We start from the raw sequence: 14,854 nt of genomic DNA on the forward strand, positions 1-14,854 counted from the left end.
AAATTGTCCCCCCTATCAAGCAAACACTCTCTTAATCAAGTGAAAAAGAGAGTGCTTATTGTAACAATTAATTATTTATAATATTTTTTTAATGTTTTCATCCAATCTTCCTCGAATGCATCTGATTGGCCCCATCCTGAAATAATTTTTGATAGATTAACCATGTTAACAGGATCTTTAGACTTTTGAAGATTGTCTTGTGAAACTAGAGAAGCCTGCAAATCATAGGTTTGTGGTGTTTCTTCACCTGCAAGTTTTTTAGCAAGCAATCTTAAATCCACCGCACCAATTAGTTTAGGATCGACGGCAGCTGTGTATTTCCAAGCACTACCTTTTCTTTGAATCTCTTGAAGGTCCGCATTCGAAACATCAATACCATAGATTTTTACTTCTTCACGGCCCGCCTCTTTTAGGGCTCGTGCCGCACCAATAGCAAAGGCATCCCAAGTAGCAAAGATGGCATCCAACTTTCCTTTTGGATATTTATTTAACATGGCAGCTACGGCGTTTTGTGTTTGAACACTAGTATCTGCAGCGGCTACACCAAAACGTTCCACTTCTTTAATTCCTGGATTTTTTGAAAGTACATCTTGGTACACTTTATTTCGTCTAACCATTGGCGGAAAACCGTCAACCCAAAGGTACGCAATATTGGCTTTGCCCTTCGTTTCCTTTACCAGCTGATCCAGTGCTAAAGTTGCCAATGCCTCGTCATCCTGTGATGTAAGTGTTACTCCCTCCACTTCAGCCAACTTTGGATTAGAGTCAAATGTAACCAAACTTTTTCCTTTTTCGACGATCTTCTTTACATCGTTCACCGTCGCATCATCATCACCGTGTGAAATGATGAATCCATCATAGTCCTGATCTAAAGCCTGATTTATCGCATCATGGAATTTTGCAGTATCACCGTTTGCAGTAAATACATCCACTTGCAATCCCAAAGCTTCTCCCTCTTCTTTTGCACCTGCTAAGAATTGAGCTGTGTGGTCGTCACCGCCAATTTTACGAATCACCTTAATTTTTAATTGGTCGCCTTTAAATTTTTCCGGTACGCCTTCAAGTGATACATTTTTATTTCCGCTTGCTTTCTTCGTTTCTCCCCCTGAAGCACACCCCGTGAGTAGCAGGCTTGCAGCCAACGTCGATACAAGCACACTTTTGAAAATATTTTTTTTCATGATAAAGCTCCCCCTTTTTGTCTTTCTTACCAAAATAAACTATTCCCATTGGAGAAGTTTTTTTATGTAAAAATAAAAAACCTCTCCAGAAAAGAGAGGTTTCATCACAAATGTTGGACTACTCCTCTCTCATCTCTCAAAACATTAAATGTTTTGCAGGATTTAGCACCAATTCCTTTTATGGAACGGTTGCTGGGCGTCATCGGGCCAGTCCCTCTGCCACTCTTGATAAGAGAACGTATTATTGATTTAAAGTATTAAACTAAATTTAAACTCACATTAACAAGTTGTCAATAGTATTTTTAATATTTTTAATAAAGTAATAACTCCTTTTTAATCACATTTTACGGAATTGGGAAAACTATATTAAAAACTAAACCCAGTTATTGCTTTATTCTCCTAAGAAATTTCGGTATGATTATATTTAGGAAACCGAAATAAATTGTAGAAAGAAGTGTTACCATCCATGAATAAGCAGGAAAGTGCAAAGCGTAATTTATTAATTATGTGGTTTGCAAACTTCTTCGTTGCCGGTAGTATGACGATGGTCATGCCGTTTATTTCGCTGTATATTGAAACGTTTGGGGACTTTTCAGAGAAATATGTCCAACATTGGTCGGGTATTACTTTTGGGATTACCTTTGTTTCTGCCTTTCTTTTTTCACCAGTTTGGGGGAAGATTGGAGATCGCTATGGTAGGAAAAAGATACTTATCATTTGTGGATTAGGGATGGCTGTATCTATCTTTTTAATGGGATTTGTTCATTCAGTCTGGCAGCTGTTCTTGCTTCGGTTTTTTATGGGCTTTTTCTCAGGGTTTATCCCGATGTCACAGGCATTCATCTCCACACAAACACCAAAAGAGATTGCTGGTCGTGTCCTTGGGACATTACAAACAGGAAGTATTACGGGTTCGTTGTTAGGACCCATGCTCGGAGGAATTTTAGCCGATACACTCGGTTATGCAACCACCTTTAAATGGACTTCGATTTCCATATTCATCTCTGCCATGCTTGTCATCATTACGAAGGAATTTCTCGTGGAACCAACGAAGGGTACTAAATCACATTATTCTAGTAAAGAGGTTATCAAACACATCGTACGAAATCCTGTTTTATTAACCGTATTGCTTATTTCATCTCTTGTACAAATAGCCCATTTCAGCATTCAACCAATCCTGTCGTTATTTGTAAGTGATTTGCACGGGCCAAACAATGTTGCTTTTTATTCAGGGATTGCTTTTTCCGCAGCGGGAATTGGAAACTTACTCATGTCACGGAACTGGGGAAAGATTGCAGATAAATATGGGTATATCAAAATATTAGTCATACTTCTATTTTCAGCAGGGATAGTGTACTTACCAGGAGCGATCGTGACAAGTCTTTGGCAGCTTGTCATCATCCGAATTGCCTTAGGTGTAACCATCGGAGGTATCATTCCTGTCCGGATTGCTTATATCCGCCAGGAAGCGCCGATTACCATGCAAGGTGAGGTCCTCGGCTATAACAATAGTCTAAGATTTCTCGGTAACATCATTGGGCCCATGTTGGGGGGCTTTCTTTCTGGATACTTTGGCTTTTCCGCTGTTTTCATCAGCACCAGTGCTTTATTGATTATGAGCGGACTGATTTTGCTCGTATCATTGCTTCGACATCCTAACCTTGTTAAACATACAGCTTAATAACTTATTTAATAACAAAAGTTACCAAAAACTTTATTGAAATACATTAGGTTATATCGAAAATATATGATACAATAATTCTACCATTTGAATTACTGTTTCATTTGTGTGCCCTACTCATTCATGAGTGGGGTTTTTGTTTGTTTTTTTTAAAATAAAAAAAACAGACTCTATAAAATAGAGCCTGTCTTATCCGACATCGTTATTAAGCTTTACGAACGTTAGTAGCTTGTGGTCCACGTTGACCTTGTTCTACTTCAAAAGTAACTGCTTGACCTTCGTCTAATGATTTGAAACCTTCGCTTTGGATTGCTGAGAAGTGAACGAATACATCGTCTCCAGCTTCGCGTTCGATGAATCCAAAACCTTTTTCTGCGTTAAACCATTTTACTTTACCTTGTTCCATGTGTGTTTCCTCCTGCTGTGTGCTTTTGCACACATTATGGTACTATCCTTGCACTCAGTGATCATCAAGACGAAAAGTTAATCTTATACTATCCTTTACACCGAACAAAAATAATTCTTCCTTAGTATAACATTTCACTTAGGTATTTGCAAGAAGACAATAAAGACCGTCCTTTTAGCCACTCATGTTTTACCGCCCGCGGAAGGCGAAGCGCCTTAAAAGGACATCAACATCCCAATTTAACAGAGCTTATTTTTTTGCAATATTGGCTTGCAACTTGGTAAAATCAAGATCCTGATAATAGCTATTCTTGACCAAGATATTTGGACCTAAGCATGAAACAGCTGGGCAATGACAGCTTAATTCCTTTGCAATGCTTGTGTTTTGCCAAGCTTGATAGGCCTCTTCAAGTGTGGTTGTTTGGATATTTCCTAAAGGAGGCGTATCTCCAAAATCCGTTACAATGATATCACCGTTAAATATATTCACATTCAAGCGGGAACGACCATCTGGATCATTCCGGACGGTTACATTTTTACTTTGATATAACCTTTTTAAAAGCTCTAAATCCTCCTGTTTACTACTGCAAGCATAAAATGGCAGTGTTCCAAAGAGCATCCATACATTTTCATCCCTTATATCTAATAAATGATGAATTGCATCCCTAATTTCATTTAATGATAATGATTCAAGATTACTGGCGAAATCACTCGGATACATAGGATGCACTTCATGGCGTTGACAAAGCATTTCATCTACGATTTGCCGGTGAATCTTTTCCAAATGAGGCAGTGTCCGCTTATTTAACATGGTTTCAGCCGAAACCATTACTCCTGCTTTTACCAGTTCCCTGCTATTTTCTATCATTCTCGTAAAATACTTTTCTCGCTGGCTATAATCAGGCTTCCGCTCCATTCTTGCAAAGCCGGCTTCTACAAAATCGTCCACTGTTCCCCAATTATGTGAAATATGTAATACATCCAAATACGGAATTACTTCTTCATACCGATTTAAATCAAGGGTTAGGTTCGAATTCATCTGTGTTCGAACTCCGCGCTCATGGGCATACTTTAAAATAGGTACTACATAATTACTAATAGAGCTATGGGAAAGCATTGGTTCTCCCCCTGTAATACTTAACGAACGCAGATGCGGAATTTCCTCTAACCTTTGTAAAATAAGCTCAATTGGAAGTGCTAACGGGTCCTTTGTTTGGAGGGTGTATCCTACAGCACAATGCTCGCAGCGCATATTACATAGAGTGGTAGTCGTAAATTCGATATTGGTAAGCAGAGGTTTTCCGTATTGTGTTACATCTAAATAAGCTTCCCAAGGATCGAACTGGGGGGTAATTTTATTTAATGTTTTCATACAAACTCCTTTATTTTTGTAGTAAGAAAAACCTTATTATAGCGCATCTTATAGCCATGTTGCTATTTATATTAGTTACAAAAGCATATGAACATAAATTGAGAATATTCTATGGCAATTTCCTATTTTCCGTTGGGTAAATGAAGTGATTCCCGTATAATACATATTTGTTCCATGATTATTGAAAAATAAAGGGATAGTAAACGAATTGTGAATGGTGGTAGTAGAAATGGAAATGCAGCCTTTGCATGAAGCAGAAAAATTAGCCTTAAAAAAGATTAAGATATTTCGCCAAAGCATCCTCCGATATATTTTACGCTCGATGCTTGCCAGTATGTTTATTGGTTTTGGGGTCATTGTTGCGTTCAAGACTGGCAATTTCTTCTATGTAGTAGACTCACCGTTTGCCTACCCAATGGCCGCTCTTACTTTCGGAGCAGCGATTATATTAATCGCCTATGGTGGTGGTGATCTTTTTACTGGAAATACGTTTTATTACACCTATGCTGCACTCCGTAAGAAAATGACTTGGATAGAAGTACTAAAGCTATGGGTTTGCAGTTATGCAGGAAATATCTTAGGTGCGGCTGTCTTTGCTTTTATTATTTTCACCACAGGACTTTATGCTAGCTCGTCAGTTAATGGATTTCTCCTCCATGTCGTGGAAATTAAAATGCAAGTCCCTACAACAGAGTTGTTTTTCCGGGCAATCCTTTGTAACTGGCTTGTTTGTATGGCCTTTTTCCTTCCAATGGGGTTAAAAGGAGATGGACCAAAGATGTTTGCTATGATGCTGTTTGTCTTCTGTTTCTTTATTTCCGGATATGAGCACAGTATTGCTAATATGTGTACCTTCGCTATTGCCTTAGTACTAAATCACCCAGGAACGATTTCATGGGGTGGCGTGATTCACAACCTTGTTCCTGTTACAATCGGCAATCTGATTGGTGGAGCTGTATTTATGGCAATGATGTATTATTACGTAAATAAACCGTTTTTAGATGAATATCAGGAATAAAAATAAGGCTGACTCCTTTCTAGAATCAGCCATTTTTGTAGTAACATTGTCGAATGCTATCATCTTATCCAATTATTAGGGAATATCGACAAATTCCCGGGGAAATAACAACAAATTCCGGTGATATATCGACAATTTTTAAAATTCCCCAACAACTATAACGTTACATTTTATTTATTTTTACTTAAAAAATAAACATAGGCTTTAACCATAAAGTAGCTAACCTCTTCTGGAAGGAGTTCCTTAATGGGCTTTAATCGATCACGCCCCGCTTCTTCCACTGCTTTTTCTAAAAGCGGTACGTATTCGGCAGGGATATGTTTTGAAAAATCGACCTCTAACCCCTGCTGCGCACATTGAATTAAGTGATTCTCCACTGTACTAACCGCTAAATCACGCTTCTCAGCAATTTCCATTATTGAATAATCACTTTGATGTAATGTCAATGTTTCCAAATGCGAATCAGTGACGGTCCTTTTTGCCTGCTTCTTCGGCACCTTCTCTACAGATCCATGCTCACTCTGATAATCCGGATTGTCTTCAACGAATGTGAGTATTGCCTCAATAAACCGAAGTCCATATTTTTGAAGCTTAAGTTCACCCACACCGCTTACCTGTAAAAACTCCTCGTTCGTGATCGGAAGTTTGACACACATATCCTTTAAGGTAGCATCAGAGAAAATAACAAATGGTGGTACTTTTTCCGATTCAGCAATTTGTTTTCGTACCTCACGTAACACTTCAAATAACGGATCATTCTTAGACACTTGCTTAACCTGAACCGTTTCTCTCCGGTATACCTGTTGCTTTCCTAATAGAACATCTTTTCCCTTAGGAGAAACAAAAAGAGTAGGAAATTGTCCTTGCTCAATGGCAATTAACTCTTGTGAAATCAAGAATTCAATAAAATCACTTACATCTTTTGCACTCTTCTCCTTCATAATTCCGTAAGTAGGCAGCCTGTTAAAACCCATTTCCGCCACCTTTTGATTTTTCGATCCTGTTAAAACCTGGGCTGTGATGGTTTTTCCGAAGCGCTGCCCCATCCGAATGACACAAGACATGACCATTTGTGCTTCTCTGGTTACATCTATGCTAGTTCTTGTATCCAGGCAATTCCCACATCGACCACAAGATTCAGTCTCCGTTTCACCAAAATATTTTAAAATAAATTCCTGCAGACATTCTTCCGTGTGGCAATAGTCTACCATTTGCTGAAGCTTGTCCAACTCTTGTGTCATGCGGGTTCTATCACTAGATTGATCGATAAGAAATCGTTGGACCTGCACATCCTGTGGCGAATACAACAGAATACATTCACTTTCTAGTCCATCACGTCCGGCACGGCCTGCTTCCTGGTAATAGCTCTCCATATTCTTCGGCATTTGATAATGTACGACATATCGAATATTGGATTTGTCAATCCCCATTCCGAAGGCAGAAGTGGCGACCATAACCGTTGCCTTGTCCTCTAAAAAACGCTCCTGCTCATGGTTTCGCTCCACATCTCCCATCCCTGCATGGTAGCGAGCAACATTGATATTTTCTTTAGTAAGTCTTTCATAAAGTTGATCTACATTTTTCCGTGTCGCGGCATAAATAATCCCGGCTTCTTTATCGTTCTTTCTCAAATAGTCGAAGAGATACTTTTGTCTATCTTGACCTTTGATAACGGCGAAGGACAGATTTTCCCGTTCGAATCCTGTCATAATCGTATTTCTTTCATCAATGCTTAAAAGACGGCAAATATCCTCACGCACTCTTGGTGTTGCTGTCGCTGTTAGCGCAAGAACATTTGGACTTTGCGGTAGGGTATTCAGCATTTGTTGAATATGGCGGTAGCTGGGACGAAAATCATGTCCCCATTGTGAAATACAGTGGGCTTCGTCCACGGCTACAAGAGGGATGTCCATTTCTCTTAAGTCCTCGATAAAATCTTGTGATTCTAATCTTTCTGGTGCAATGTATAGCAGTTTGTATTTCCCTTGCTTTGCTTCAAGAATCCGTTCACTTGCCTCGCTAAAGGTTAATGAGCTATTAATAAATGTGGCTGAAATTCCGACCTGAATGAGGGCATCTACCTGGTCCTTCATTAAAGAGATTAATGGGGAAATGACAAGCGTGGTTCCTGGTAGGACAAGCGCAGGGATTTGATAGCAAATCGATTTACCACCGCCCGTGGGCATGACGCAAATGGTATTTTGTCCGTTTAACACGGATTGAATGGCCTGCTCTTGTCCCGTACGGAAGGAGCTGTAACCAAAATGCGTTTCTAGTAATGGCAATGCTTTTTCAAACAAAGGAGTTCCTCCTCTCAATTTGGATTGTGTCTCTTAGCTGAAAATAATCATGATTCTATTATACTGCTTTTTGAAAAAAAATTTGTGAACTTTCCCGGTTGTCCATGCAAAAAAGATCTCTTATTCAAGAGACCTCGCTAACACTTTATACACTTTTCCAAAGTTTAAAAAACCGGAGGATAATAGAACGCCTGAAATCACCATGATGGTTCCTATTATTTGAACCATGGTAACGGGGGTTCCTGTTGCGATTGAGATAAGCATGGTAACAACTGGCACAAAATTAAAGAATACGGCCGTATTAGCCGGTCCGATCATCTCCATTGCTTTGTTCCACCACAGATAGCCTAAGACACTGGTGAATATGGCCATAAATATAATGGCTCCCCAGGCTGCTATTGGTACATTGGTGGTGACTGGATTCGCACTTGATGAAAAGGCAGCTAATCCGATAAGGCACAAAGCACCGACGATCATCGTGTAAGTAGTAGTTTCTAAGGAAGAACTCGTTTTTAAGTACTTTCTCCCTAATACCCCATACAAGGCCCAGCACACATTCCCCGCTAAGATGAGCAAGTCACCCTTTGAAAAAGAAAGAGTTTGAATCAATTCCCAAGATCCTTTAGTCAATACGAGGGTTACTCCTACTAAGGCAAAAATAATTCCTACGGTTTGTTTTTTGTTGATTGGTGCCTTTAAAATAAAATAAGCCAATATAGTAGTCACTAGTGGATTCGTTCCCATAATTAAGGCTCCATTTAATGGCGAAGTATGGTTCATTCCGAAAAAGAAAAAGGCATTAAATCCAAAAATCCCTACTATCCCAAGTATGGTATAAGTGATTCCGTGCCTGCGAATGGTTCCCCATTTTACTTTCTTTTGAATAATTAGAAGGGCAAACATAACCAGTGCCGCAATCCCAAATCTCCATCCTGCTGCACTTGCTGCGGAGAAATATTGAACGGCGTACTTGGCGAGGTTGAAGGTGGCACCAGTCACTAACACAAAACCAATTAGCATTCCAACCACTTTACCGTTTTTCATTCCGGTCCTCCTCCAGCATGTCTTGATAAGTTGCTAGCTTCTCTTCCGTTAGCTGAATGACCATTTCCAATTCTCTTTTTTGTTGCTCCAATGTCAGCAAATGCTTTTCTAAAATATTCTTCCGTTTTTGTACTTTCTTACTTCTGTCTTGCTCAGCATCCTTATTTTCTAGAAGACATCCATCTACCAAGAACTCTTGAATATCTTCTAAAGACATTCCGGTATTTTTAAGAACCTTCATGAATTGCAGCAACCGTATTTCCCCTGCGGTATACAGCCTTTTTCCACCTTGTCTTGTCGGTGACGATAAAAGGCCAATTTTTTCATAGTATCGTAAAGTATGTGCCGAAAACCCTGTCTGCTCTGCTACTTCTGAAATACTATACATAACACAAACACCTCCTATACACATGCTACAACTTAGAGTTAGCTCTAAGTCAACATTAATTTGGAATTTTTTTCTTAATTAAAAAAACTGCCGATTACATCTCGACAGTCTAGATCTTTTTATACAAATAGATTAGTTAAGATTTGGTCTTTGTGCTCGCCTTTTTTAGGAGGCGGCGAGATTACTTCCTGTTTTAAATCACTATGCATCTTCACCTGACAATCCCCCCATGAGGAAGTGAAAATCAATTCTTTTTCTTTAAAATATGGATGATCGTTTAGTTCACCCACTTCCAACACAGGCGCCATACAGCAATCTACCTTTTGAGCAAACTCAATCCACTCATAGAAGGTTTTCCTTTTAAAAAGGGTGGTGATTTCTTGAAAAATCGGGTTAGCGTCTTCCGTTTTAGAAAAGTGTGCCGTGATCCACTCTTCCCGTCCATGGGCTCGACAAAAATTCTGCCAAAACTTTGGCTCCAATGCACCGATACTCATATACCTTCCGTCCTGCGTTTCGTATAAGGCATACGAAATAATGCTTCCGTTCAAGACACTGATTCCTCCCGCTTCGCCCGTTTCTTTTTCAACCATCACATGGTTTCCCAGCAAGGATACAAGCTGATCCGTAATGGAAATAGAATGATAACTCCCTTTTCCCGTTATAAATCGTGAGACAAGTCCTGCAAGGATTCGTTCATTTGCTGCAAATCCACCTAGATAATCAGCAATTGTAATCGATGGGTGAACAGGCTTACCCTGTTTATCCTTCAATTGAGCCAATACACCGCTTAACGCCATATAATTGAGATCGTGGTTTCCAAGCTTACTCAGCAGACCGTTTTGTCCATAGCCCGAAATGGAGCAATACACAATATCAGGCTTCACTTTTTGAACCGCCTTAAACCCAAGCCCAAGTTTCTCCATCACACCAGGTCTAAAACTCTCAATAAGGACATCCGCATGGGCAATTAATTTTAGTGCTGTCTCTACTCCGTCCTTCTCCTTCAAATTCAAGGTGATACTTTTCTTTTGCCGGTTATTCGCTAGAAAAACAAGCCCTGAACCCTGTTTCGATATTCCTGTATTTCGCGCAGGGTCTCCTTCAGGCGGCTCTACCTTGATGATTTCCGCACCAAGATCAGCTAATCGCAAGGTCGCATACGGTCCTGGCAAGTAGTTGGTGAAATCTATTACTTTTATTCCTTCCAGCATGATTAGGACCCTTTCCTTTTACGAATTTTTCGAGCCTGGGGCAAATAGCTCCTCCAGCTGCTTTCGAAGCACAAATTTTTGGATTTTCCCACTTGCATTTCGTGGGAGTGCTTCACAAAAAACGTATTTTCGAGGCCTCTTATAATTCGCGAGTTTGTCACTGTTCTTGCAGTATTCATCCAGCTCTTGTTCTGTCACATTAGGGTCCTTTTTTACAACGAACGCTGTAACCGTTTCACCCCAACGGTCATCGGGCTGGCCAACAATCGCCACATCAAGGACACCGGCATGGGCATGCAGAAGGTCCTCTACTTCCCGTGGATAGATATTCTCCCCACCGCTAATAATCATATCGTCTACACGATCATTCACCCATAGATAGCCATCCTCATCTAAATAGCCGATATCTCCAGAATGGTACCAGCCTTTATACAGGGCTTTCTCTGTTGCTTCCTCGCGATTGAAATACCCTGACATCATACATGGGCCTTGGACAATGATTTCTCCCGTTTCACCTGCAGGAACCACATCGTCCGGATCGGATGGGCCATCCTCTTTGGTACGGACAATTCGGATATCATGATTTAGGCATGCCTGGCCGGCAGAGCCTGCTTTTGTTAGCTGATCTGTTTCTGATAGAAAAGTAATAGCTGGGCCCATTTCCGTCATTCCATAAGCTTGGACAAGAGCAATGCCTAAGCGATCATGGCAGGCATGAACAAGGGACGGCGCCATTGGTGCAGCACCATATAAACCTAGCTTTAAACTTGAAATATCGTATTGATTGAGGTCTTCTTGTAAAAGCATGTTCCACATGGTCGGTGCAGCGAAAAACTTTGTAATCTTCTCCTGACCGATTAGCTCTAATACTTTTTTAGGATTGAATTGGTGAAGGACCACATTTCGTGCCCCCACATGAATCCTCGGCAAGATGGCACAATGGAGTTCTGCACAATGGAACATGGGTGCGGTTACAAGTCCAACATCTGTCGCTTCGTATTTAGTCGCCCCGATGACTAGTAAGCTTTGTTCGACCATGTTCCGGTGGCGGTGGAGGACTCCCTTTGGCCGACCGGTTGTCCCACTTGTATACATAATGGCATATAGGTCATTTTCATTTACTTCTGCATGGATCTCTTGAGTTGAGCTAGTGGTCAGTTTTTCTTGGTAGTTGGTTGCATAGGCAGGTGTGTCTTTATCAATAAACCAGAAGGCACTTTGAGGGAATCGGTTTTCAATAGCAGCAATGACAGGCTCTAGTGCTTGTTCAAAAAGAACTACTTTTGGGCTCGCATCAGATAAAATATATGCGACTTCCTCCGGCATTAAACGGAAATTAATCGGATTGAATACTGCACCAATTTTGGCACAGGCGATAAACGTGGTTGCGAGTTCTTCTGTATTAAAGAGGAAGGTGGAAACCCGGTCGCCTTTTTGTACCCCTTCGTCTATTAGTGCATGTGCTAGTCGGTTGACCTGTTCATTCCACTCTTTGTAGGTATAACGGGTATTTTTCCTGACATCATATAGGGCTTCCTTATTTGGGAACTTTTTTACCGTCAAATCAAAGATTTTTCCGATGGTTGTACTCATTTAACCGCCTCCGTTTAATAGTTTGGTAGGCAATCGGTGTTGGCCGATTGCCTTTTTTGTGTTTTTTGCAGGAATTTTTATCTCTGATTGCTGCTTATTCGCGAATCTTAGGCTTTTATTCTCGAATTTTGAGTTTTTATTCGCGAATTTTTGGTTTTTATTCGCGAATATAGCCCATTTATTCGCGAATCTAGTTCCCTGATGATTATATGAGCGTATTTCAAGTTAATATGAGCGAATCCTAAAGTTATATGAGCGAATTTCACTAGTTTATGAGCGAATCCAAGATTCCCAACCTAAAACTTAATCCAATCTCTCAATAATCGTTGCATTAGCCATGCCATGACCTTCGCACATGGTTTGCAAACCATAACGGCCTCCGCTCCGCTCCAATTCGTGCATCATCGTCACCATCAGACGAGCACCGCTGCCGCCTAGTGGATGGCCAAGTGCAATCGCACCACCATTTGGGTTGAGCTTAGCTGGATCTGCACCCGTCTCTCGCAACCAAGCGAGTGGAACTGGAGCGAACGCTTCATTGACTTCAAATACATCGATATCATCAATCGATAAGCCCGATTTTTCCAAGGCTTTCTGTGTTGCTGGAATCGGCCCTGTCAGCATTAATGTTGGATCTGAGCCTACAACCACACGTGTATGAACACGGAAGCGTGGCTTTAACCCCAACTCTTCTGCTTTTTCACGAGACATCAACAATAAGGCAGCTGCCCCATCACTAATTTGGCTCGAATTCCCCGCATGAATGACTCCATCTTCCTTAAATGAAGTCCGCAATCCAGCTAAAGCCTCCAATGAAGTTCCTTTTCGAGGACCAGAATCATCCTTAACCACCGTAGTTGTGCCATCTGGAAGTGTCACTTCAAGTTGGAAAATTTCTCTTGCGAAATACCCTTCCTCTTGTGCCTTTAATGCTTTCTGATGGCTCTCAAGCGAGAATTGGTCGAGCTCCTCACGAGTAAAGCCATAGTTTTCGGCAATCCTTTCTGCAGACAATCCTTGATGAATCATTTCGTATTTAGATTTTAAAGTAGGACTAAAAGGTTCCTCCGCCCCTTTATAGTTGGAGCCCATCGGAACACGCGACATGCTTTCCACTCCACCAGCAATCACCACATTCATATCACCAGCGAGAATCGCCTGTGCTGCAAAGTGGACAGCTTGCTGACTCGAACCGCATTGACGGTCAATCGTTGTTCCAGGAACTTCGATTGGGAAGCCAGCAATTAATGCCGCAACTCTAGCAATATCTCCCGCCTGTTCCCCCGCTTGAGTGACACAGCCTAAAATCACATCATCAATAATCGCAGGGTCGATTCCTGCCCGGTTCACAAGCTCTTTCAATGTTAAACCCGCTAGGTCGTCTGGACGAATATCCTTTAACAACCCATTTCTTCTTCCAACCGGAGTACGCACACCTTCAACTATAACTACTTCACGCATCGTTCTCGTCCCCTCTTTCTATAATCCTAAGTTTTTCGCAATAATCGTTTTCATAATCTCATTCGTACCGGCATAAATGCTAGAGACCGGGATATCACGGAATCGTCTCGCAATCTCGTATTCTTCCATATACCCATAGCCACCGTGGAGCTGCATACATTCCGCCGCAATCCGTTTAGCAATATCGGTTAACTTCCATTTTGCCATCGACACCTTTGTCACTACGTTTTTCCCTTCAATATGCTCAGCAATTAACTGATCAAGGAAAGCTCTGCCCATTTCAATTTCCGTGGCCATCTCGACAATTTTAAACTGCGTATTTTGAAACTGGCTGACGGGTCTGCCGAACGCTTCTCTACTTTTCACATAATCCATAGTCATTTTCAGCATTACTTCCGATGCTGTTTGCGCCCCAATCGCTACAAGAAGTCGTTCCTGCTGAAGCTTTTCCATTAAATAAAGAAAGCCTTTGCCTTCCTCACCAAGCAGGTTTTCCTTTGGTACACGACAATCCTCAAAGATTAATTCCGCAGTATCCTGGCAATGGAGTCCGACTTTGTTTAACTTTCTTCCTCTTGAAAAACCAGGAGTATCTCGTTCGATGACAAGCAGGCTGACTCCTTTATGCTTAGGAACGGCTTGTGTATCAGTCTTCACAGCAACAACGACAAGGTCTGATTGGATACCATTTGTGATAAACGTCTTTTGACCATTCACAATATAGTGGTCACCATCCAGCTTGGCAGTTGTTTTAATATTGGCTAGGTCTGAACCCGTACCTGGCTCTGTCATCGCAATAGCGGTAATGATTTCACCGGTGACACATTTAGGTAGCCAGCGCTGCTTTTGCTCCTCTGTTCCGTAAGCTGTGATGTAGGGAACGACAATATCATTGTGAAGGCCAATTCCAATTAAACCGGAGCCTACACGTTCCAATTCTTCATTAATAACAACCGCAAAGCCCCAATCCACCTCACTGCCGCCATATTTCTCATCAATATCTGGACATAGGAAGCCCTGATCCCCCATCTTCTTCCAAAAAGAGCGAGGAATCATCCGGTCTTCTTCCCACTGCTCATAAAAGGGATATGCTTCTTTTTCTAAAAACTTTCTTAATGATTGGCGAAATATTTCATGGTCATCAGTTAAATATGGATGTTTCATTTCAAAAACCTCTCTTTCATTATGAGAACGCTT

General features: G+C 41.1%; 12 protein-coding genes and 1 riboswitch. Of the genes, 2 read left to right on the forward strand and 10 right to left on the reverse strand.

The features are described from left to right. Positions 1-71: 71 nt before the first annotated feature. The gene (locus QFZ87_RS23160; RefSeq protein ID WP_309866808.1) at positions 72-1,181 is read right to left on the reverse strand and encodes a sugar ABC transporter substrate-binding protein; all 1,110 of its coding nucleotides are present in this window, start codon (positions 1,179-1,181) and stop codon (positions 72-74) included. 126 nt (positions 1,182-1,307) lie between these two features. Then, a riboswitch (SAM riboswitch) is annotated at positions 1,308-1,416 on the reverse strand. Between the two features lie 231 nt (positions 1,417-1,647). Between QFZ87_RS23160 and QFZ87_RS23165 the strand changes: the two genes are divergently transcribed. After that, a complete protein-coding gene (locus QFZ87_RS23165; protein ID WP_309866812.1) occupies positions 1,648-2,862 on the forward strand; it encodes an MFS transporter in 1,215 nt (404 codons plus the stop codon). 205 nt (positions 2,863-3,067) lie between these two features. On the opposite strand, the gene QFZ87_RS23170 is transcribed toward QFZ87_RS23165, so the two are convergent. Then, a complete protein-coding gene (locus QFZ87_RS23170) occupies positions 3,068-3,268 on the reverse strand; it encodes a cold-shock protein (protein ID WP_007083691.1) in 201 nt (66 codons plus the stop codon). A 249-nt stretch (positions 3,269-3,517) separates the two neighbouring features. Beyond that, on the reverse strand, positions 3,518-4,639 hold the full coding sequence (yfkAB, locus tag QFZ87_RS23175; RefSeq protein WP_309866823.1) for a radical SAM/CxCxxxxC motif protein YfkAB: 1,122 nt from the start codon (positions 4,637-4,639) through the stop codon (positions 3,518-3,520). Positions 4,640-4,868: 229 nt separating this feature from the next. On the opposite strand from yfkAB, the gene QFZ87_RS23180 reads away from it, so the two are divergent. Then, a complete protein-coding gene (locus QFZ87_RS23180) occupies positions 4,869-5,657 on the forward strand; it encodes a formate/nitrite transporter family protein (protein ID WP_309868067.1) in 789 nt (262 codons plus the stop codon). Between the two features lie 170 nt (positions 5,658-5,827). Here the strand turns inward: QFZ87_RS23180 and recQ are convergent, their stop codons facing one another. From recQ to QFZ87_RS23215, 7 genes are all read right to left on the reverse strand, one after another. After that, positions 5,828-7,957 (reverse strand): DNA helicase RecQ, encoded by a 2,130-nt coding sequence (recQ, locus tag QFZ87_RS23185; RefSeq protein ID WP_309866826.1) that lies wholly within the window; start codon positions 7,955-7,957, stop codon positions 5,828-5,830. 120 nt (positions 7,958-8,077) lie between these two features. Continuing rightward, complete coding sequence (locus QFZ87_RS23190; RefSeq protein ID WP_309866828.1) at positions 8,078-9,001, reverse strand: DMT family transporter; 924 nt, start codon at positions 8,999-9,001, stop codon at positions 8,078-8,080. After that, the gene (locus QFZ87_RS23195) at positions 8,988-9,389 is read right to left on the reverse strand and encodes a MerR family transcriptional regulator (RefSeq protein WP_309866831.1); all 402 of its coding nucleotides are present in this window, start codon (positions 9,387-9,389) and stop codon (positions 8,988-8,990) included. Before QFZ87_RS23195 ends, QFZ87_RS23190 begins: the two co-directional genes overlap by 14 nt. A 119-nt stretch (positions 9,390-9,508) precedes the next feature. After that, on the reverse strand, positions 9,509-10,603 hold the full coding sequence (locus QFZ87_RS23200; RefSeq protein WP_309866834.1) for a CaiB/BaiF CoA transferase family protein: 1,095 nt from the start codon (positions 10,601-10,603) through the stop codon (positions 9,509-9,511). 18 nt (positions 10,604-10,621) lie between these two features. After that, a complete protein-coding gene (locus tag QFZ87_RS23205; RefSeq protein WP_309866836.1) occupies positions 10,622-12,196 on the reverse strand; it encodes a fatty acid--CoA ligase in 1,575 nt (524 codons plus the stop codon). 303 nt (positions 12,197-12,499) lie between these two features. After that, entirely contained in the window at positions 12,500-13,657 is a 1,158-nt protein-coding gene (locus QFZ87_RS23210; protein ID WP_309866840.1) for a thiolase family protein, read from the reverse strand. 18 nt (positions 13,658-13,675) lie between these two features. Then, the gene (locus tag QFZ87_RS23215; RefSeq protein WP_309866842.1) at positions 13,676-14,821 is read right to left on the reverse strand and encodes an acyl-CoA dehydrogenase family protein; all 1,146 of its coding nucleotides are present in this window, start codon (positions 14,819-14,821) and stop codon (positions 13,676-13,678) included. Positions 14,822-14,854 lie beyond the last annotated feature (33 nt).

Origin of the sequence: Bacillus sp. SLBN-46 (genome assembly GCF_031453555.1) — a bacterium.
Taxonomy (GTDB): Bacteria; Bacillota; Bacilli; order Bacillales; family Cytobacillaceae; genus Neobacillus.